Below are 20,322 nucleotides of genomic sequence, written 5' to 3'. Positions count from 1 at the left end.
CTCAGGACGGTGTACGTGTCTGTCTCTCCCTCTCTTTCCCCCACTCCCCCCGCCCAGGGGTCCGCTTCCGCGCCCACGCAGGCGGACCTCCTCGGCTTCGTACGGCAGGTGGCCGCCGACGCCGAACTGATCGCCTCGCTCCCGCTCGACCCGGAAGGCCGCACCTGGGTGCGACTGGAGGGCCCCGGCGGCAGCGAGGCCTGGCTGATCGGCTGGCCGCCCGGCACCGGCACCGGCTGGCACGACCACGCCGAGTCCGTCGGCGCCTTCATCACCGCGACGGGCGAACTCAAGGAGAACTCCCTCGCCGTCCGGCTGCCGGCCGACGGCTGGAAGACCCTGGAACTGACCGACGACGTGGACCGCGAGCGGCAGCTGCCGGCCGGACAGGGCCGCTCCTTCGGCCGGCACCACGTCCACGAGGTCCTCAACGAGTCCACCGACCGGCACGCCGTCTCCGTGCACGCCTACTACCCGCCCCTGCCGCGGATCCGCCGCTACAGCCGCACGGGCCCGGTACTGCGCCTGGAACAGGTCGAGCGGCCGGAGGACTGGCAGTGAGCGGGACGGAAGAGCGGCCGGAAGAACAGCCGGTGGGCATCGACGAACTGCTGGAGCGGGTGCGCGACGGCTACCGGCGGATCGAGCCGCTGGAGGCGTACGACGCGGTGCAGGCCGGCAAGGCCCTGCTGGTCGACATCCGCTATGCGGCCCTGCGCGAGAAGGACGGACTGATCCCCGGCGCGCTCGTCGTGGAGCGCAACGAACTGGAGTGGCGCCTGGATCCCCGCGGCAGCCATCGCGCCCCCGAGGCGACCGGCCACGACCTGCGCGTCGTGGTGGTCTGCAACGAGGGCTACGCGTCCAGCCTGGCGGCGGCCTCCCTGCACCGGCTGGGCCTGCACCGGGCGACGGACCTGGTCGGCGGCTTCCAGGCGTGGAAGGCGGCAGGGCTGCCGGTCACCTCCTGACACGCGGTCACCTCCTGATACACGGTCACCCCTCGGGCGGGCAGTACCGCGGGGCCATGTCCGTGGTCGGCGAGGCGCTCGGGCGCCGGTGCTACTCCTTCGCGGTCGCCACCGTCACCGCGCGCACCCTGAGCGCCACGCGTCCCGGGAGCGCGGTGGCCAGGAGGGCGAGGACGGCGGCGACCGCGACGACGGTGACGTACAGCAACGGCGTGACCGTGGGCGCGGCCCGGCCCGTCATACCGATGCCGAACGCGGTCAGCACCGCGAGGGCGATGCCGCTGCCGAGTGCCGTGGCGAGGAGCAGGACCGACAGCGCTTCGGTGCGCAGCATCCGGAGCACCTGGCGCCGGGTCGCCCCGGCCAGGCGGAGCAGCGCGAACTCGCGGACGCGCTCGGAGACCGACATGGCGAGCGTGTTGACCACGGCGATGGCTGTGAAGGCCAGGACGAGCCCCATGGCCAGATAGTTGACCTCGGCGTTCGCCTGCTGCCGGTCCGCCTGGAGCGTGTCGGCGGCGGCCGGGGAAAGAATTCGGAGTCCCGGGAACTTACGGAGAGTAGTCGCGAGTTGTGTCTGTGTACGGGTCGTGCTGACGAGGACGGAGGAGGCGAGCGGGTTGTCGACGTGTCGGGCGACGAGGTCGCGGGCGAAGGTGATGTCGCCGAAGCCGAGACCCCTGGCGTAGACGGCGGCGACGGTGAGCGTGGCGGGCGTGCCGTCGCCGAGCGTGAGTTCCAGGGTGCTACCGGGCTTCAAGTGGCGCTGATCCGCGGCGAGTTCACTGACCGCGACCGTGTTCTGGGTCAGCCGGTCGAGGGAGCCGGCGGTGACCTTCGGGTCCCAGGTGCGGGTGAGGCCCTCAGGGGTGACGCCCTGGGCGGCGTATTTGTCCAGGCCGACGCGGACGGTCGTGCGGACCACTTCGGTGACGGCGTCGTGGTGGGTGCGCAGCTGCCGCGCGGCCTCGGCCGGGACGCCCGGCCCCTGGGCGGCGACGACCCAGTCCGCGGTGACGCCCTCGCGGGCCTGGGCGCGGGCGGCACCGCCGAGGGTCGACTGGACGAACAGGACGGTGCAGGTCATACCGATGAGAAGAGTGAGGGGGGTGACTGCGGAGGCCATCCTGGCGGCGTTCCCGCGCAGGTTGGCGATCGCGAGCCGACCGCTGTGACCGGTGAGCCGCAGCGGGCCGGCGAGCAGCAGCGCGGCCGCCCTGACCAGCAGGGGACCGAGCAGGGCGACGGAGGTCGACAGGACCACGACGGCGAGGAAGGTCACGGGAGTCGAGGCGGGCTCGGTGCGCAAGGAGGTGAGGACGACGACGAGGACGATTCCGCCGGCGAGCAGCAGCAGACCGGCGAAGATCCGCCCCCAGGCGGTGCGGGCACGCTCGGCCCTGGCCTCGGCCAGTGCCTCGGCCGGCCGGATCCGGGCGATCCGGCGCGAGGCGATACGGGCCGCGGCCCACGCCCCGACCAGGGTCGCCGCGAGTGCCACAAGGGGCGGGAAGACGCCGGCGGTGTGCTGCAGTGTGTCGGGTACGGCGCCCAGGGCGACGAACCGATCGTGCAGCAGACCGCCCAGGGGAAGCCCGAGGAGCGCGCCGACCGTGCCTGCGGCCGCGCCAACGACCAGGGCCTCGCGGCCGAGCAGCTTGCGGATCTGGCCGGACGTGGCGGCGATGGCGCGGAGCAGGGCGAGTTCGCGGTGGCGCTGCTGGACGGAGAGCGCGAAGGTGCCGACGACCACGAGGACGGCCACGAGCAGCGAGGTTCCGCCCATCGCGCCGCCCATGCTGACGAGCCGGGTCCGAGCGGCTGCCGCGTCCAGGAACTCGACGGGGCCACGGGCGTCTCCGCTGCTGACCTGGGCGGTGGTGCCGTGCAGCGCCCGCGCCACCGACTGTCGCAGCCGGTCCGGGTCCGTGCCCTTGGCGGGGAGCACGCCGTATGCGGTCACCTGCCCGGGGTGCGCGGCCAGTCGGCGGGCCTCGGCGCTGGAGAAGAACAGCGACGTCTGATGGCGTACGTCTGTCGCGGGAGCGGCAATGCCGGAGATCCGGTAGCTGCGCGGGGACCGCGTCGACTGCACGGTGAGGTGGTCACCGGGCCGAAGGTGGGCGCGTGCGGCCAGATAGCGGTCGACGACGAGGTCGGTGGCGGCCTTGGGGGCGGTGCCGGCAGTCAGCCGGTACGGCGTGAGCGCGGCGGAGCCCCAGGCGTGTCCGTAGGCGGTACGGCCGTCGGTTCCGGCCGGGGTCAACGGCTCGGCGAGGAAAGTCAGTTCGGGGACGACCCGGGCGACGCCCGGGGTGCCGGCGAGGGTGCGCTCCAGACCGGCCGGGAGCCAAGCACGTTCGGCGATGGGTTTCGCCTTGTGCTTGATCTTGGTCTTGCCCTTCTTGTGCTTGACGGTGGTGTGGTGGACGTTCTGGTCGGCGGAGACCACGACCGGGGCCGCCGCATAGCGCTCGGTGCGGATCGTGCCGCGCAGGCCGGTGTCGAGCAGGGTGCCGCAGGCGGTGATGAGTGCGGCCGCGCACATCAGGGCGAGGAAGGCGCCGAGGAATCCGGCCTTGCGGGCGCGGACGGTCCGAAGGGCGTAGCGCAGCATCATGAGGGCCGGGTCTCTTTTCTGTTGTCGGTCCGGGTGTGGTGGTCGGCCGGGGCAGGGAAGGCAAGCAGGCGCGTGAGTACGGTGCGGGCGTCGGGCGGGGTGTCGGCCTCGGGGCGCTTGTAGCGGTTGAGGAGGGCGATGTACTCCTCGAAGAACTCAAGGAGTTCGGGCAGGGTCAGCCGGATGGTGCCGCGCGAGTAGGGGAAGGCGTCCGCCCATGGGTCGCCCTCGTCCGTGTCCAGCTGGAGCTGCTCGAACAGCTCCAGATCGGCGGCATAGGCGTGATGGTTCAGCTCGTCCATGACGTGCCGGAACTCCGCGCTCTGCCGACTGCGCGGCGGGAATCGCAGGTCGCCGGGGACGGCCCGCCACCAGCGTTCCCGGCCGTGGCCGGCGGCCGCGGTGGTCTCCTCGACGAAGCCGTACCGGGCGAGTTCACGCAGGTGGTAGCTGGTCGATCCGGTGTTCAGCCCCAGCGCGCGGGCGAGGGTGGCGGAGGTCGCCGGGCCGTGCAGGGTGAGGTGCTGGAGCATGCGCTGCCGACGCGGGTGGCCGAGCGCTTTGAGCGCGGCGAGGTCGGAAAGCTCGACGGGAGCGGGCGGTACGGGCATGCGTACACAGTCGTCTGTGCACAGGTGCCTGTGCACTGCGGTGCTCCGGCCTCTTCGGACGGGGGTTAACCCCACCCCGTCCATGGAAGGGGGCCCGGCAGGCGTCGCCGGGGACGAGCGGGCGATGGCCGCCGGGAAGCGGTACGCCCGGTCGGCGCGCAGGATCAAAAGGCCCTCACGAAGGCCCCCGGCTCAGAACTCCTCGCCCTGAAGGAACTCCGTGTCCTCGCCCTCTTCTTCCAGCGCCTGCCGGACGACCCGGAGAGCCATGCCCTCGGAGTACCCCTTGCGGGCGAGCATCCCCGCGAGGCGCCGTATCCGTTTGTCGCGGTCGAGGCCGCGGGTGGCGCGCAGCTTGCGGGCGACGAGTTCGCGGGCGGTCGCCTCCTCCTGCTCCGAGTCGAGCTGGGCGACGGCCTCGTCGATCAGCGTCGAGTCGACGCCCTTGGTCCGCAGCTCACGCGCGAGCGCACGCCGGGCCAGACCCCGGCCGTGGTGCCGGGACTCCACCCAGGCGTCGGCGAACGCGCTGTCGTCGATCAGGCCGACCTCCTCGAACCGCGACAGCACTTCGTCGGCGACGTCGTCCGGGATCTCCCTCTTGCGCAGGGCGTCCGCGAGCTGCTTCCGCGTGCGCGGGGTCCCGGTGAGCAGGCGCAGACAGATCGCTCGCGCCTGCTCAGCCGGGTCCCCCGGGTGCTCCTTCTTCTCGGCCCTCGACGAGGAGAAGGAGTCCCCGTCCTCATCAGGCGCCGCACCGGACGCCTCACCGAAGCCACCGCGCCCGCGCGAGCCGGCCCGGGCGCGCGTCCCACGGCCACCACGCCGCGAACCGCCGCGCGGCTCGTCGCCGTACGGGCCGTCCGGGTCATGGCCCGGATCGCCCCCGTACGACCCGTCACCTCCGTAGGACCCGCCGCCCTCGTACGGCCCGGTGTCCGCGAACGCGCCGTCGCCCCCCGTACCGCCGCCCGTCCGGGCAGGACCCGCGCCGCCTCTCCCCCGCCGCTCCCGCGGAGCGTCGGGGTACGCGTACTCGGCCCAGTCGGTTCGTCGTGTCACGGGTCAGCTCTTGGCTGCGCCGGCCTTGGGCTTGGCGGCCTTGCCGGCTGCCGGGGCAGGCACCGTCTTCCCGGCGTCCGTACCGGCCGCGGCCGGGGCGTCGGCGCCCGGCTCGGCGGCGGGCTCCTCCGGCCGCACTCCGACGCCCAGCTTCTCCTTGATCTTCTTCTCGATCTCGTTGGCCAGGTCGGGGTTGTCCTTGAGGAAGTTGCGCGCGTTCTCCTTGCCCTGGCCGAGCTGGTCGCCCTCGTACGTGTACCAGGCGCCGGCCTTGCGGACGAAGCCGTGCTCCACGCCCATGTCGATCAGACCGCCCTCACGGCTGATGCCCTGGCCGTAGAGGATGTCGAACTCGGCCTGCTTGAAGGGCGGCGCGACCTTGTTCTTCACGACCTTGCAGCGGGTGCGGTTGCCGACCGCCTCCGTGCCGTCCTTCAGGGTCTCGATGCGGCGGATGTCGATGCGCACCGAGGCGTAGAACTTCAGCGCCCGGCCACCGGTCGTGGTCTCCGGGGAGCCGAACATCACGCCGATCTTCTCGCGGAGCTGGTTGATGAAGATCGCGGTGGTCTTCGACTGGTTGAGCGCGCTGGTGATCTTCCGCAGTGCCTGGCTCATCAGACGGGCCTGCAGACCGACGTGGCTGTCGCCCATCTCGCCCTCGATCTCCGCGCGCGGGACGAGCGCGGCGACGGAGTCGATGACGATGAGGTCGAGGGCGCCGGAGCGGACCAGCATGTCCACGATCTCCAGGGCCTGCTCGCCGTTGTCGGGCTGGGAGAGGATGAGGTTGTCGATGTCGACGCCGAGCTTGCGCGCGTACTCGGGGTCGAGGGCGTGCTCCGCGTCCACGAACGCGACCTGACCGCCGGCCTTCTGTGCGTTCGCCACGGCGTGCAGGGTCAGGGTCGTCTTACCGGAGGACTCCGGGCCGTAGATCTCCACGACGCGGCCGCGCGGCAGTCCGCCGACGCCCAGGGCCACGTCGAGCGCGGTCGACCCGGTCGGGATGACCTCGATGGGCTCCCTCGACCGCTCGCCCATGCGCATGACCGCGCCCTTGCCGAATTGCCGTTCAATCTGTGCGAGTGCGGCGTCGAGCGCCTTCTCGCGGTCGGTTCCTGCCATGGGTTCCACCCGGTTTGCTTGAGTCGATCGCTTCACGTCAAAGACGCTAACGCCTGCCACTGACAATGCGCCCCGACGCCGGCCCGGCCTGTGGACAACTCGGGTACTTCTCCACCCAAACCGTGTCGAAATCCCCGTCGAGAGCCTCGCCCGAGCCTCCATAAGAATGGATGTTCGATTTTCGTGTCAAGCGCACCGGGCGACACCTGCGATGCTTCGCCGCGGCCCCGGCCGATGCCCCTGCCGACGCGCCCGACGCCGGCCCAACGGCGGTCCGGCGTGCGGCTACTCCGGTCGGCGTACGACGGGTGTCTTCGACCGGACGACGACCGCACGGGGCGCCCCCGGGAGCCTTGAGCCATGCTTCGGTCCCCGGCACAACCCCTGAGAAGCCCGCGGTCCGTGATGGATCCGCCGTCCGTCGACACCCAGCACGCCGCCGAGCGTCTCTGTCACGCGATCGGACTGCTCCTCGTCGCCTCCGGTCTCGCGCACCTGGTGGTGTTCGCGGTCGACGGCGGCCCCTGGGACGGTCCCGTCTCCTGGCGCAAGCCCGTCACCTTCGGGCTCTCCTTCGGGATGACGCTGATCGCGGTCACCTGGGTCACGTCGTATCTGCGCGTCGGGCAGCGGCTGCGCACCGTGCTGCTCGTCGTGTTCGCCGCCGACTGTGTGGTGGAGGTCGGCGGCATCACCCTTCAGGCGTGGCGCAGGGTGCCCTCGCACCTCGACATGGAGACCCCCTTCGACACGGCTGTGTCCATGACGCTCGCGGTGGGCGGCGGTGTGCTCGTGGTGCTGCTCACCGTCTTCGCGGTGGCATCCTTCCGGCACCGGCCGACGGGCCCGGCGGGCATGCCGCTCGCGGTGCGCTCCGGGTTCGCGATCCTGCTCGTGGCGCTGGCCTCGGGCGCCGCGATGATCGCCCGCGGGGTGGTGCTCACCCGGACCGGCCACCAGGAGGCGGCGTACCACTCGACGGCCCCGCTCAAGCCGCTGCACGGAGTGAGCCTGCACGCCGTCCTGGTCCTGCCGGCGCTGGCGTGGCTGCTGTCGCGCACGTCCTGGAGCGAGCGGACGCGGACGCGCATCGTCGCCGTCGCGGTCGGCTGCTACGCGGCCGCCGTGGCGAGTGCCGGGGTGTGGGCGGTCCTCACGTACTGAACCCGTGCCTCAGGAAGTCTCCTCCGGGAGCCCCGCCCCGGGCTCGGCCGCACCCGGCTGCCCCGCCCACAGCCGACGCGCACGCGCGATCAGGCCGGGGCCGGACGCCCCGCGTGTGCGGTGCCCCTGCACCCGGGGGTCGTCCGTGACCTCGTACCTCTTCACATACGCGCCCAGGAAGGCCTGCAGCGTGGCGACCGCGGGGATGGCGATCAGGGCGCCGACGGCACCGAGCAGTGCGGTGCCCGCGATGACGGACCCGAAGGCGACCGCCGGGTGGATGTCGACGGTCTTCGAGGTCAGCTTGGGCTGCAGCACATAGTTCTCGAACTGCTGGTAGACCACGACGAAGGCCAGCACCCACAGCGCGTACCAGGGGTTGACCGCGAACGCGATCAACATGGGCAGCGCGCCCGCGAGATACGTGCCGATGGTGGGGATGAACTGCGAGACCAGACCCACCCAGACGCCCAGCACGGGTGCGTACGGCACACCCAGGGCCTGGAGCAGGATGTAGTGCGCGATCCCGGAGATGAGCGCCATGAGGCCGCGCGAGTACAGGTAACCGCCGGTCTTGTCCACGGCGATCTCCCACGCGCGCAGCACCTCGGCCTGCCGGGCGGGCGGCAGGACCGAGCACAGGGTGCGGCGCAGCCGCGGCCCGTCGGCGGCGAAGTAGAACGAGAAGAGGGTGACCGTCAGCAGCCGGAACAGACCGCCGAGCACCTGGGCGGAGACATCGAGCACACCGGCCGCGCTGGTCTGCGCGTACTTGCGCAGCCAGTCGGAGTGAAGCAGCCCCTCCTGGACGTCCACGCGTCTGAGATCGGTACGGAACGTCTGGTTGACCCAGTTGATCAACGAGTCGAGATAGCCAGGGAACCCCTCGACCATCTTGACGATCTGGCCCGCGAGCATCGACCCGAGCAGCGTGATGAAGCCCGCGGTCACGATCATCAGGCCGAGGAAGACCAGGAAGGTGGCCAGCCCCCTGCGCATCCCATGGGCGGACATCCAGCTCACCGCGGGTTCTATCGCGAGGGCCAGGAAGAACGCGATGAGTATGTTGATCAGCAGGCCGGTCAGCTGGTGGAAGGCCCAGCTGCCGAGCTGGAACACGGCGACGAGGGCGAGCGCGAGCACCATGGCGCGCGGCAGCCAGCGCGGCATGCGGGCGCCCGGCCCGGCGGCGCCCTCGGCCGGGGGCCGGGCGGGCGGCGTCGTACCGAACGGGGATGCGTGCTGGGCGAGCTGCCCGGTGTCGTCAGTGGGTGCCACGGAGCAAGTGTCACCCACGCCGCTGACAGCCCACTATCGGCCTGCGATCTTCGTTACCGGTCAGCGCCTCTCCCCCGGCACGTTCATGACGGTGCAGACCACCCGCCACACGTCCTTGGCCTCCCAGCCGGCGTTCAGCGCCTCGCGCACCGTGCGTCCGCCCAGCTCCGACATCACATGATCGCGCGCGAATGTCTCGGCGTACCCCGCACCGAAGTGTTCCGCCATCCGCTGCCAGAAGACCGTCAACCGCATGACACCAGTATCCCGCCCCTTGGAGTGGGCCCTGCCGGGCACCGCCTTGCGAGACCGCTTTCCGTCCTACGGTCTGACGCATGCCCGAAACAGGAGCTTCTCCGCTCCCCTCTGTGTCCCCGGCGCGCACCCCGCTCTTCCGCGCCGAACAGTTCGTCTGGCTCACCGCGCGCGTGCTGGAGCAGCGCCTGTTCGCCTTCCACTTCCTGAACGGCGGCGCCGATCCGGTGGAGACGGCGCTGGACGCCTATCGCAACGAGGACGGCGGGTACGGCCATGCTCTCGAGCCCGATCTGCGCGGCCCGGTGAGCCAGCCGCTGCACACGGGCCACGCGCTGCGCGTCCTGGACGCCGTGGGACGGTGCGGCGGGCAGCGGGTGGAGCGCGTGTGCCGCTATCTGACCTCTGTCTCCACCTCCGACGGCGCCCTGCCGGCGATCCATCCCAGCCAACGCGGCTATCCGGCGGCCCCGTTCATCCCGATCGTGGACAACCCGCCCAGCGAGCTCCTGGCCACCGGACCGGTGGTGGGCCTGCTGCACCGCAACGAGGTGTGGCACGCCTGGCTGTTCCGGGCCACCGACTTCTGCTGGCAGGCCGTGAACGGCCTGGAGAAGTCCCACCCCTACGAGGTCGAGGCCGCGGTGGCCTTCCTGGACTCGGTGCCCGACCGCCCGCGCGCGGAGGCGGCCGCCGACCGCCTGGGCCGCCTGGTGCGCGAGCAACGGCTCGCGGCACTGGACCCGGAGCGACTCGACGAGTACCCCGTCGCGCCCGGCTACGCCCCTGGCGAGCACCACTTCCCGCACGACTTCGCGAGGACACCGCAGTCCCTCGCGCGCGCGTGGTTCACGGACGAGGAGATGACACGCTCCCTGGACTTCCTCGCGGCCGAGCAGCAGGAGGACGGCGGCTGGCCGGTGCGCTGGCGTCAGTGGGCGCCCGGCACGGCCCTGGAGGCCCGCCCCATGGTGACGATCGAGGCCCTGCGCACCCTCAGGGCGTACGGCCGGTTCGTGGGCTGAGCCGGGGCGCCGTCAGCCTCCGACGGCCCTCACCCCCGCCGTGACCACCACGGCCGCCGCGACGACGAGCAGGAACGGGGCGCGCAGCACCAGCGCCACGCCTGCGGCCGCGAGCCCGGCGGCCCGGGCGTCCAGCACCAGCGCGTGCCCGTGGGCGAAGGTCTGCTGGGCCGTGAGGGCGGCGAGGAGGGCGACGGGCAGCAGGGCGGCGAGCCGCTTGACCAGCGGGCGCTCCAGGGCGCCCGCGGGCACGAGCAGTCCGGCGAGCTTGACGGCGTAGCAGCCGAGGGCGGTCGCGCCGATCGCGATCCAGGTGTTCAACGGTCTTCCTCTGGTGCGTCGTCGGGTATGTCGTGCGGTGCGTCGTCGGGTGCGCCGTTTCGGGTACGGCCCCTGCGGCGGCCCTCCGCCCACAGGGCGACCGGCGCCGCGAGCGCGGCCACCAGGACGGGCACACCGGCGGGCAGGACGGGCAGCAGGCCGAGTCCGAGCAACACCGCCAGGGCCGCGACGGCGCGCTCGGTGGCGGTCTTCACCATGGGGGCGAGCAGCGCCAGGAACACGGCGGGCCCGGCTGCGTCCAAGCCCCACGCCTCGGTGTTGCCGATGGCCTTGGCGCCCAGGGCGCCGAGCAGCGTGGTGAGGTTCCACAGCAGGTACAGGCTGAGCCCTGTGACGGTGAAGCCGATCCGCACCGCGCGCCGGGTCGGCTGCGCCAGCGCCACCGCCGTCGTCTCATCGATCACCCACTGGGCGGCGAACGGACGCACCGCGCGCGGGAGGGCCAGCAACTGCGACAGACGCAGCCCGTAGAACGCGTTGCGCACCCCGAGGAAGAAGGCGCCCGCGGCCGCCGTGAGCGGGTTGCCTCCCGCGGCCAGCGCTCCCACCAGGGCGAACTGTGAGGCGCCGGTGAACACCAGGAGGCTGAGCGCACAGGTCTGCAGCAGGCTCAGCCCGCTGCCGGCCGAGGTCACCCCGAAGGCGAACCCGGACAGTCCTACGGCGACCCCGACTCCGAGGGCGTCCCGTACGACGGCGGCGTCCGGTTTTCCTCCGTCGTCGGCGCGTATGTCTGCGAGAGCTGTCTGTTGTGCCACGCGTCGGACGTTACGAGCAGTCGGGGTCCCCGGTCTTGTACGTTCTTGCGCTCCCGCTGGTACGCCCCGGGGGGCACGCCGACGATCCGGGCGAAGTGCCGGTTGAGGTGCGGCTGGTCGGTGAAGCCGACGGCGACGGCCGCCTCCGCGGGTGCGGTCCCGGCGTCCAGCAGGTGCCGTGCCCGGCGCACCCGGGCGTCGGTCAGCCAGGCGTGGGGCGGCATGCCGTAGGTGTCACGGAACGCCCGCAGCAGCGCGAAGGGGCTGGTCCCCAGGTCGGCGGCCAGCCGCTTGAGGGTGGGCGGCTCCGTCATCCGCTCTTCCAGCACGGCACGCGCCCGTGCCGCGGTACGGGCCCCGGCCGTGCGTACCTCGCGCCGCGGCAGCGGTCCGCCGTTGAGCCGCAGCAGCCGGGTCACGGCCAGCCGCAGCAGGGTGTCGGCGGCCAGCGCGTTGCCCTCGTCGGTGGCGCGCAGCACCTGGTGCACCAGGCCGACGGTGTACGGATCGTCGAGCACGGGACTGACGAAGCCAGGGGTGCCGCGGATCGTGGTGGTCTCGGCCGCGATGGCGCCCACCACCTCGGGCGACGGGTACACCGCCCCGTACCGCCAGCCCTCCGGAACGCCGGCCCGCCCGGTGTGCGGGGTGTCCGGATTGACCAGTGCGAGCGCTCCCGCGCCGGCGTGGACGTCGGACCCGCCGTGGTGGAAGACCTCGACGCCGTCGGCGATGGCGGCGATCACGAAGTTCTCGTGGGTGTGCCGGACGAAGGTCTTGCGGATGTACCGCGCCCGCAGCAGGTCGACGCCGGGCAGCTCCTCATACTGCCAGTGCCTCGCCCGCTCACCCGAACCCGCCATGGGGTCATTCTCCTGCACCCCGGCGGACCGGCGGCCGCCCACGGCCGGGCCGGGCCATCGGGTTCGGTCGGGTTTTCCCAGGTCAGCGGGATTGTCAGTGCGCGGGTGCAGGATGGACGCATGGTCAGCTCCGCACATCGAGCCCTCGACGGCTTCTCCCCCGCGACCCGCGGCTGGTTCACGGGGGCCTTTTCCGCGCCCACCGCGGCCCAGGCGGGCGCGTGGCAGGCCATCGGCGAGGGTTCGGACGTGCTGGTGGTGGCCCCGACCGGCTCCGGCAAGACGCTGGCCGCCTTCCTCGCCGCGCTGGACCAGCTCGCCTCGACGCCCGCGCCGGCCGACCCGAAGAAGCGCTGCCGCGTTCTGTACGTGTCCCCGCTGAAGGCCCTCGCGGTCGACGTCGAGCGCAACCTCCGCAGCCCGCTGACCGGTATCCGCCACGAGTCCGTGCGCCTGGGCCTGCCCGAGCCCGAGGTCAAGGTCGGCATCCGCTCCGGCGACACCCCGGCCGCCGAGCGCCGCGCCCTGTCCACGCGCCCGCCGGACATCCTGATCACCACCCCGGAGTCCCTGTTCCTGATGCTGACGTCGGCCGCGCGCGATGCGCTGACCGGCGTGGAGACGGTGATCCTGGACGAGGTGCACGCGGTCGCGGGCACCAAGCGCGGCGCGCATCTGGCGCTCTCCCTGGAGCGGCTGGACGAGCTGCTGCCGCGACCCGCCCGCCGCATCGGCCTGTCCGCGACGGTCCGCCCGGTGGACGAGGTGGCCCGCTATCTCTCCCCGCACCGCAAGGTGGAGATCGTCCAGCCGAAGTCCGGCAAGGAGTTCGATCTCTCCGTCGTCGTCCCGGTCGAGGACCTGGGCGAGCTGGGCGGCTCCCCGGTGGCCGACGGCAACAAGGAGGGCGAGCGGCCCTCGATCTGGCCGCATGTCGAGGAGCGGATCACCGACCTGGTCCAGGCCCACCGCTCGACGATCGTGTTCGCGAACTCCCGCCGCCTCGCGGAGCGGCTGTGCAACCGGCTCAACGAGATCGCCTACGAGCGCGCGACCGGCGAGCCCCTGGAGGAGCACCACTCCCCCGCCGAGCTGATGGGCGGCTCGGGCGCGGCCCAGGGCGCGCCGCCGGTGATCGCCCGCGCGCACCACGGCTCCGTCTCCAAGGAGCAGCGCGCCCTGGTCGAGGAGGACCTGAAGGCGGGCCGCCTGCCCGCCGTGGTGGCCACCTCCAGCCTCGAACTGGGCATCGACATGGGTGCGGTGGACCTGGTCGTCCAGGTCGAGTCCCCGCCGTCGGTGGCCTCCGGCCTGCAGCGGGTCGGCCGTGCGGGACACCAGGTGGGCGCGGTCTCCACCGGCGTGGTATTCCCGAAGTACCGGGGCGACCTCGTGCAGGCCGCGGTGGTCACCGAGCGGATGCGCTCCGGCTCCATCGAGTCCCTGAGGGTGCCCGCCAACCCCCTGGACGTGCTCGCGCAGCAGCTTGTCGCGATGACGGCCCTGGACAGCTGGCAGTTCGACGACCTGCTCGCCGCGGTCCGCCGCGCCGCGCCCTTCGCCTCGCTCCCCGAATCGGCGTTCACGGCGGTCCTCGACATGCTCGCGGGCCGCTACCCGTCCGACGCCTTCGCCGAGCTGCGCCCGCGCGTGGTGTGGGACCGCGTGACCGGGACGATCACCGGCCGCCCGGGCGCCCAGCGCCTCGCCGTCACCTCCGGCGGCACGATTCCCGACCGCGGTCTGTTCGGGGTCTTCCTCGCCGGGGCGGATCCCAAGAAGGGTGGCGGGCGGGTCGGCGAGCTCGACGAGGAGATGGTCTACGAGTCCCGGGTCGGTGACGTGTTCACGCTCGGCACCAGCTCGTGGCGCATCGAGGACATCACGCGCGACCGCGTCCTGGTCTCGCCCGCCCCCGGAGTGCCCGGCCGCCTCCCCTTCTGGAAGGGCGACCAGCTGGGCCGCCCGCTCGAACTGGGCCGCGCGGTGGGCGCGTTCCTGCGCGAGGTCGGCTCGCTGCCCAAGGACGACGCCCGCCTGCGTCTCCTCGCCGCGGGCCTCGACGCCTGGGCCGCGGACAACGTCCTGTCCTACCTCGACGAGCAGCGCGAGGCCTGCGGCCACGTCCCGGACGACCGGACGATCGTCGTGGAGCGCTTCCGCGACGAACTGGGCGACTGGCGCGTCGTCGTGCACTCCCCGTTCGGCGCGCAGGTCCACGCCCCGTGGGCGCTCGCCCTCGGCGCCCGCCTCTCCGAGCGGTACGGCATGGACGCGCAGGTCATGCACGCCGACGACGGCATCGTGCTGCGACTACCCGACGTCGACCTGATGGGCCTGGACCTGCTCGACCAGGAGCCGCGGAAGGCCGGCGCCCCCTTCCACACGGCGGTCGACGTCGACCAGGCTCCGGTCGGCGCGGCGGACGTCGCCTTCGACAAGGGCGAAGTCGACCAGATCGTCACCGACCAGGTCGGCGGCTCGGCCCTGTTCGCGTCCCGGTTCCGCGAGTGCGCCGCCCGCGCGCTGCTGCTGCCGCGCCGCAACCCCGGCAAGCGCACCCCGCTGTGGCAGCAGCGCCAGCGCGCGGCCCAGCTGCTCCAGGTGGCCAGCGAGTTCGGCTCGTTCCCGATCGTCCTAGAGGCGGTCCGCGAGTGCCTCCAGGACGTCTTCGACGTCCCCGGCCTCGTCGAGCTGATGGGCGACCTGGAATCCCGCAAGGTGCGCCTGGTCGAGGTCACCACCCCCGAGCCGTCCCCCTTCGCGCGCTCCCTCCTGTTCGGGTATGTGGCCCAGTTCCTGTACGAGGGCGACTCCCCGCTCGCCGAGCGCCGTGCCGCGGCGCTCTCCCTGGACTCACGGCTGCTGGCCGAGCTGCTGGGCCAGGCGGAGCTGCGCGAGCTGCTGGACGCAGAGGTGCTGACCGAACTGGAGCGGGAGCTCCAGTGGCTCACCGAGGACCGCCGCACCAAGGACGTCGAAGGCGTCGCCGATCTGCTGCGGATGCTGGGGCCGCTCACGGACACCGAGCTGGCCGAGCGGGGTGCCGAACCGCAGTGGGCCCGGGAGCTGGCCGGAGCCCGCCGGGCCATCCGGGTGCGGATCGCCGGCGCCGAGCACTGGGCGGCCGTCGAAGACGCGGGCCGGCTGCGCGACGCCCTGGGCACGGCGCTGCCGGTCGGCGTCCCGGAGGCCTTCACCGAGCCGGTCAAGGACCCGCTGGGCGACCTCCTGGCCCGATACGCCCGCACACACGGCCCGTTCACGTCGGCCACGGCGGCGGCCCGCTTCGGCCTGGGCGTGGCGGTCACGGAGGGCGCCCTGCAGCGGCTCGCCGCGGGCGGCCGTGTCGTGCAGGGCGAGTTCCACCCGGCGGGGATCGGCCAGGAGTGGTGCGACGCGGCCGTGCTGCGCCGACTGCGCCGCCGCTCGCTGGCCGCCCTGCGGCACGAGCTGGAGCCGGTGCCGCCCGCCGCGCTGGCGCAGTTCCTGCCGCAGTGGCAGCACATCGGCAAGGGCCACGGGCTGCGCGGCATCGACGGACTGGTGCGTGCCATCGAGCAGTTGCAAGGTGCGTCCGTGCCCGCGTCCGCCCTGGAGAAGCTGGTCCTGCCGTCCCGCGTCGCGAACTACACCCCGGCGATGCTCGACGAACTCACCGCCGCGGGCGAGGTGGTGTGGGCAGGCGCGGGCGCGCTGCCCGGCAAGGACGGCTGGGTCTCCCTCCACCTGGCGGACGCGGCTCCGCTGCTCCTGCCACCGCCCCATCCCCTGGAGCTGACCGCACTTCACCAGTCCGTCCTGGACGCGCTGTCCGGTGGCTACGGCCTGTTCTTCCGTCAGATCGCCGACCGGGTAAGGGCCACCACGCACCCCGACGCCACCGACCCGCAACTGGCCGACGCCATCTGGGACCTGGCCTGGTCCGGACGGCTCACGAACGACACCCTCGCCCCGATGCGCTCCGTCCTGGGCTCCGGCCGCACCGCGGGCTCCACGGCCCATCGCGCCAAGCGCACGGTCCCGCGCGGGCGTTACGGCTCCCTGACCGCGGCCGCCCGCACCGCCTCGCGCACCGGCCCGCCGACCGTGGCCGGCCGCTGGTCGCTACTCCCCCAGCGTGAGCAGGACGCCACCGTGCGCGCCCACGCCCTGGCCCGCACGCTCCTCGACCGGCACGGCGTGGTCACCCGGGGAGCGGTCTCGGCGGAGGGCGTCGAGGGCGGCTTCTCCGCCGTGTACCGGATCCTGTCCGCCTTCGAGGAGAGCGGCCAGGCACGACGCGGCTATGTCGTGGAGGGGCTCGGTGCGGCCCAGTTCGCGATGGACGGGGCGGTGGACCGCCTGCGCGCGGTGGCCAATGCCCGCGAGCGGGGCGAGGGCCTGCCCGGTACGGGCCCCGGAAACGGCGGCTCACCGGGCTTCGGGCTACCGGACGACACCGCATTCCCCGCCCCCTTCGGCCAGGCCGACACCGGATTCGACCTGACCGCCCTCGACGCCGACTTCGACAGCGACCTCGACCGGCCGGCGGACCACCGCACCGCACCGGGCGACTACGTCTCCCCCCGGGACTTCGCCGCGCCCGGTTACGGCGGCCTTCGGGGCGGTCCGGCCACCCCTTACGGCTACGGCGACCGGCGTACCCGTACGCCCGCCGCCGACACGCGGGCCGTCGTACTCGCCGCGGCCGACCCCGCCAACGCCTACGGCGCCGCCCTCGCCTGGCCCGAGCCGCCGACCGGGGCCGGGCACAAGCCGGGGCGCAAGGCGGGCTCGCTGGTGGTGCTGGTGGACGGCGAGCTGACGCTCTACATGGAGCGCGGCGGCAAGACGCTGCTGGCCTGGCCCTCCGCCCCGGACACCGAGGCGGGCGACGACCCCCGCCTGCGGACAGCCGCGGAAGCCCTGGCGGCGGCCGCCCGCGCGGGCACCCTCGGCACGGTCACGGTGGAGCGGGTCAACGGCGCCTCGGCCCTGACTTCCCCCATCGGCGCCCTCCTGGAAGGAGCGGGCTTCATCGCGACCCCGCGCGGACTGCGGCTCAGAGCATGATCCGCGGGGCAACGGCGCGACGACCGGCATGTCACCCTTGAGCCATGCCCGAGGGTGACACGGTCTGGCAGACCGCGAGGCGGTTGCACGAAGCGCTCGCGGGCCGGGTGCTGACCCGCAGCGACCTGCGGGTGCCCAAGTACGCCACGGTCGACCTCACCGGCCGTACGGTCCTGGAGGTCGCCCCGCGCGGCAAGCACCTGCTCACCCGCGTCGAGGGCGGCCTGACACTGCACTCGCACCTGATGATGGACGGCTCCTGGAAGGTCTACGGCAACGCCCAGCGCTGGAGCGGTGGCCCGGCCCACCAGATCCGCGTGATCCTCGGCAACGCGGAGCGCACCGCCGTGGGATACCGCCTCCCGGTCCTCCACCTCCTGCGCACCACCGACGAGTCCCGCGCCGTCGGACACCTCGGCCCCGACCTCCTGGGCCCGGACTGGGACCCCGACCAGGCCCTGGCCAATCTCCTCGCGGACCCCGCCCGCCCCCTCGGGGAGGCCCTGCTCGACCAGCGCAATCTGGCAGGCATCGGCAACATCTACAAGAGCGAGCTCTGTTTCCTGCTCGGCGCCACCCCCTGGCTCCCGGTGGGCGCGCTGCCCGCCGACCGGACCGCCAAGCTGCCCGCACTCGCCAAGAAGCTCCTGGAGGCGAACCGCGACCGCCCGGTGCGCAGCACCACGGGCCGGCGCGGCCAGGACCTGTTCGTGTACGGCCGCGCACCCCGCCCCTGTCTGCGCTGCCACACCCCGGTCCGCGCGGCCGACCAGGGCGACGGCTCCCGGGAGCGCCCCACCTACTGGTGCCCGGGCTGCCAGCAGGGCCCCGCCCCGGCGCAAGGCTCTCCGCAGGCCCGTCGAATCCGCCCCCGTACAGGTAATTGACGACCCGTCAGAAACGCTCGTACCGTCGCTTCATGCCCGTCAAGGCGTACGACCTCACCGGACGCACCGCTTTCGTCACCGGCGCCGCCGGGGGCATCGGCCGGGCCTCCGCCGTCCTGCTCGCCGAGGCGGGTGCGACCGTGCACCTGGCCGACCTTGACGCGGACGGGCTGCACGGCACGGCCACCCTGATCAAGGACCGGGGCGGCAGCGCCCGCACCCATCCCCTCGACGTCACCGACCGGGCGCAGCTGGCGCAGGCCGTGCGGTCCTGCGAGCGCCTGGACGTGATGGCGGCGATCGCCGGGATCATGCACAGCAGCCCGGTCCTGGAGACCCGGGACGAGGATCTGGACCGGGTGCTGAACGTCAACTTCAAGGGTGTGCTGCACGCCTGCCAGGAGGCGGCCCGGCTGATGCTCGCCCAGGGCACCGCGGGCAGCATCATCACCATGGCCTCGGGCGCCGTAGACACCGGCGGACCGGGGCTGCTCTGCTACGGCGCGGCGAAGGCGGCCGTGGTCCAGCTGACGAAGACCCTCGCGAACGAGGTCGGCCGGCACGGCATTCGCGTCAATGCCGTCGCACCGGGCTGGGTCCGCACGCCCATGACCGAGCGCCACGACCGCGAGACGCAGACGCATGTCGAGTCGCGGATGGCCCGCATGTCACCGCTCGGCAGGGTCGGCGAGCCGGACGACATCGCGCATACCGTGCTCTACCTGGCGTGCGACGCGTCGTCGTTCACGACGGGTCAGATCCTGCGCCCGAACGGGGGTGTGGCGATGCCGTGGTAGCGGTCGTCACACTCCCCGTCCGCCAGGCCGCCACCCATCGCCCCGGGCCCACGGCCCTCCGTGCCCGCATCTTGGGCACACAGTGCACCGGCAGCAGGCTCAGCCCCCACCCGCCTGCCACCACGGTTGCCTCCAGCACCCCCGTGTCCGCCCCCGACGCGAGCCGCAGCACGGCCCACCACCACACCACCCCGAGCCCCAGAGCAGCCCCCCACCGCACTATCCGCCCCACCATGGCCGCCACCTCCAGCCGGACGCTAGAACGCCGCCTCACGCTCCGGGGAGGCGCACCAAGGGCTCATCGATGCAACACAGGGCGACAACACGGCTGGATGTCCGGGCGGCAGCCGTCGTCAAGGGCACGCTCATGCGTTCTCCGCCTGGAACATCCAGTGGTGCTTCTCGAGATCCGCCGTGATCGAGATGAAGATGTCCTGCGACACCGGGTCCGCCTTCCCGGTCGCCTCCATCCGCTCCCGCATCCGTGTGATCACCCGTCCGAGTGCATCCACGAGCGTCCCCACCGCGTCCGTGTCCTTGACCCAGCCTGCGGGTGTCGCCCCGATGCCGCTCCCGGCCGCCACCGTGGAGGCGCGTCCGTCGGGCGGGACTCCCAGTGTGGACGCCCGCTCCGCCACCGTGTCGGAGTGGGTGCGGGCGGAGTCGACCACCTCGTCCAACTGGAGGTGGATCGACCGGAAGCGGGGACCGACGATGTTCCAGTGGATCTGCTTCGCGGCCAGCGAGAGGTCCACCAGGTCGACGAGCGCACCCTGCAGTGCCTCGGACACGGTCTTGCGGTCCGCGTCGGACAACGTGCTCTTCACGACGTACATGCGCATCCTCCGTTGGCTCCGCCCCGCCACGTCCCTCCACCATGACGGCCCCACCCCATACCGGCAAATGGACGCAAACCGGACCACCAGAAGGTGTGGCGCACCACACGAAGGCCCCGGCGGCACTCCCCCGGGTCTCCCCGGAGAAGCCCCGGCCGGGGCCTCACACGTGTTGCGTCACAGAGCCACGCGCGTGAATGTCACGCGGCGACCACGTCCACCGCTTCGGCAGGCGCCTTGATGGTCACCCGCTCCGGTGGCACACCGGTCACCGAGACGGAACCCAGCATCGGGCGAACCGGCGTGGGTACGGGCTCGGTGGCCGCGGCAGACTGGGCCAGCTCGGCGAGGGCGAGCTCGTCGCTCACTTCCCGCATGAGCTCGGACATCCGTACGTCCAGCGCGTCGCAGATGGCGGCGAGCAGTTCGGAGGAAGCCTCCTTCTGCCCCCGCTCCACCTCGGAGAGATAGCCGAGTGAGACTCGGGCGGACGAGGAGACTTCGCGCAGAGTACGGCCCTGGCGTTGGCGCTGCCGACGCAGCACGTCACCAAGCAGGCGACGGAGCAGAATCATCGGTGGCTCCCTCCTCGGACCGCGTAGCCGCATCCTTCACGCCCCACCGTACCGCCTCGCGCCGCGGCCGTGCGGGGAGCGATGTCGTGTTCACT

The 20,322-nt window shown here is 72.7% G+C and carries 19 protein-coding genes; 7 read left to right on the top strand and 12 right to left on the bottom strand.

Annotated elements, in window-relative coordinates:
• The first annotated feature begins 15 nt into the window (after positions 1 to 15).
• Positions 16 to 561: a cysteine dioxygenase gene (locus tag ACFY1J_RS04280; protein WP_390707566.1), complete on the top strand. Its 546-nt coding sequence runs from the start codon at positions 16 to 18 to the stop codon at positions 559 to 561.
• Positions 552 to 971 (top strand): rhodanese-like domain-containing protein, encoded by a 420-nt coding sequence (locus ACFY1J_RS04275; RefSeq protein WP_390707611.1) that lies wholly within the window; start codon positions 552 to 554, stop codon positions 969 to 971. Before ACFY1J_RS04280 ends, ACFY1J_RS04275 begins: the two co-directional genes overlap by 10 nt.
• 91 nt (positions 972 to 1,062) lie before the next feature.
• On the opposite strand, the gene ACFY1J_RS04270 is transcribed toward ACFY1J_RS04275, so the two are convergent.
• The 4 genes from ACFY1J_RS04270 to recA all read right to left on the bottom strand — a co-directional run bounded on the left by ACFY1J_RS04270 (position 1,063) and on the right by recA (position 6,392).
• Entirely contained in the window at positions 1,063 to 3,591 is a 2,529-nt protein-coding gene (locus ACFY1J_RS04270) for an FtsX-like permease family protein (RefSeq protein WP_390707567.1), read from the bottom strand.
• Positions 3,588 to 4,202, bottom strand: a complete 615-nt coding sequence (locus ACFY1J_RS04265) for an ArsR/SmtB family transcription factor (protein WP_390707568.1) — start codon at positions 4,200 to 4,202, stop codon at positions 3,588 to 3,590. Before ACFY1J_RS04265 ends, ACFY1J_RS04270 begins: the two co-directional genes overlap by 4 nt.
• 192 nt (positions 4,203 to 4,394) lie before the next feature.
• On the bottom strand, positions 4,395 to 5,264 hold the full coding sequence (gene recX / locus ACFY1J_RS04260; RefSeq protein WP_390707569.1) for a recombination regulator RecX: 870 nt from the start codon (positions 5,262 to 5,264) through the stop codon (positions 4,395 to 4,397).
• Between the two features lie 3 nt (positions 5,265 to 5,267).
• Entirely contained in the window at positions 5,268 to 6,392 is a 1,125-nt protein-coding gene (recA, locus tag ACFY1J_RS04255; protein WP_390707570.1) for a recombinase RecA, read from the bottom strand.
• 405 nt (positions 6,393 to 6,797) lie between these two features.
• Between recA and ACFY1J_RS04250 the strand changes: the two genes are divergently transcribed.
• Complete coding sequence (locus ACFY1J_RS04250) at positions 6,798 to 7,556, top strand: hypothetical protein (RefSeq protein ID WP_390707612.1); 759 nt, start codon at positions 6,798 to 6,800, stop codon at positions 7,554 to 7,556.
• Between the two features lie 9 nt (positions 7,557 to 7,565).
• On the opposite strand, the gene ACFY1J_RS04245 is transcribed toward ACFY1J_RS04250, so the two are convergent.
• Positions 7,566 to 8,834: an AI-2E family transporter gene (locus ACFY1J_RS04245; protein WP_390707571.1), complete on the bottom strand. Its 1,269-nt coding sequence runs from the start codon at positions 8,832 to 8,834 to the stop codon at positions 7,566 to 7,568.
• 60 nt (positions 8,835 to 8,894) lie between these two features.
• Entirely contained in the window at positions 8,895 to 9,089 is a 195-nt protein-coding gene (locus tag ACFY1J_RS04240; RefSeq protein ID WP_363299480.1) for a DUF3046 domain-containing protein, read from the bottom strand.
• An 80-nt stretch (positions 9,090 to 9,169) separates the two neighbouring features.
• On the opposite strand from ACFY1J_RS04240, the gene ACFY1J_RS04235 reads away from it, so the two are divergent.
• Positions 9,170 to 10,114 carry a hypothetical protein gene (locus tag ACFY1J_RS04235; RefSeq protein ID WP_390707572.1) on the top strand — a complete coding sequence of 315 codons (945 nt, stop codon included), beginning with the start codon at positions 9,170 to 9,172 and terminating at the stop codon, positions 10,112 to 10,114.
• A 12-nt stretch (positions 10,115 to 10,126) separates the two neighbouring features.
• Here ACFY1J_RS04235 and ACFY1J_RS04230 read toward each other — a convergent pair whose 3' ends face one another.
• From ACFY1J_RS04230 to ACFY1J_RS04220, 3 genes are read right to left on the bottom strand one after another with little or no spacing between them, the layout of a single operon-like run.
• A complete protein-coding gene (locus ACFY1J_RS04230) occupies positions 10,127 to 10,435 on the bottom strand; it encodes an AzlD domain-containing protein (RefSeq protein WP_390707573.1) in 309 nt (102 codons plus the stop codon).
• Positions 10,432 to 11,214, bottom strand: a complete 783-nt coding sequence (locus ACFY1J_RS04225) for an AzlC family ABC transporter permease (protein ID WP_390707574.1) — start codon at positions 11,212 to 11,214, stop codon at positions 10,432 to 10,434. Before ACFY1J_RS04225 ends, ACFY1J_RS04230 begins: the two co-directional genes overlap by 4 nt.
• Positions 11,115 to 12,077 carry an AraC family transcriptional regulator gene (locus ACFY1J_RS04220; RefSeq protein ID WP_390707575.1) on the bottom strand — a complete coding sequence of 321 codons (963 nt, stop codon included), beginning with the start codon at positions 12,075 to 12,077 and terminating at the stop codon, positions 11,115 to 11,117. Before ACFY1J_RS04220 ends, ACFY1J_RS04225 begins: the two co-directional genes overlap by 100 nt.
• Before the next feature lie 120 nt (positions 12,078 to 12,197).
• On the opposite strand from ACFY1J_RS04220, the gene ACFY1J_RS04215 reads away from it, so the two are divergent.
• From ACFY1J_RS04215 to ACFY1J_RS04205, 3 genes are read left to right on the top strand one after another with little or no spacing between them, the layout of a single operon-like run.
• Positions 12,198 to 17,132, top strand: a complete 4,935-nt coding sequence (locus tag ACFY1J_RS04215) for an ATP-dependent helicase (protein ID WP_390707576.1) — start codon at positions 12,198 to 12,200, stop codon at positions 17,130 to 17,132.
• Between the two features lie 44 nt (positions 17,133 to 17,176).
• On the top strand, positions 17,177 to 18,019 hold the full coding sequence (locus ACFY1J_RS04210; RefSeq protein WP_390707577.1) for an Fpg/Nei family DNA glycosylase: 843 nt from the start codon (positions 17,177 to 17,179) through the stop codon (positions 18,017 to 18,019).
• A 32-nt stretch (positions 18,020 to 18,051) separates the two neighbouring features.
• A complete protein-coding gene (locus ACFY1J_RS04205) occupies positions 18,052 to 18,816 on the top strand; it encodes an SDR family NAD(P)-dependent oxidoreductase (protein WP_390707578.1) in 765 nt (254 codons plus the stop codon).
• Here the strand turns inward: ACFY1J_RS04205 and ACFY1J_RS04200 are convergent.
• From ACFY1J_RS04200 to ACFY1J_RS04190, 3 genes are all read right to left on the bottom strand, one after another.
• The gene (locus ACFY1J_RS04200; RefSeq protein ID WP_390707579.1) at positions 18,764 to 19,051 is read right to left on the bottom strand and encodes a hypothetical protein; all 288 of its coding nucleotides are present in this window, start codon (positions 19,049 to 19,051) and stop codon (positions 18,764 to 18,766) included. The genes ACFY1J_RS04205 and ACFY1J_RS04200 overlap by 53 nt on opposite strands.
• A gap of 130 nt (positions 19,052 to 19,181) precedes the next feature.
• Positions 19,182 to 19,652 (bottom strand): Dps family protein, encoded by a 471-nt coding sequence (locus ACFY1J_RS04195; RefSeq protein WP_390707580.1) that lies wholly within the window; start codon positions 19,650 to 19,652, stop codon positions 19,182 to 19,184.
• 200 nt (positions 19,653 to 19,852) lie between these two features.
• On the bottom strand, positions 19,853 to 20,227 hold the full coding sequence (locus ACFY1J_RS04190) for a helix-turn-helix domain-containing protein (protein WP_053666341.1): 375 nt from the start codon (positions 20,225 to 20,227) through the stop codon (positions 19,853 to 19,855).
• Positions 20,228 to 20,322: the final 95 nt, after the last annotated feature.

The organism is Streptomyces sp. NPDC001406 (assembly GCF_042895285.1).
Lineage (GTDB): Bacteria > Actinomycetota > Actinomycetes > Streptomycetales > Streptomycetaceae > Streptomyces.
This window is presented reverse-complemented; position numbering and strand designations above follow the sequence as displayed.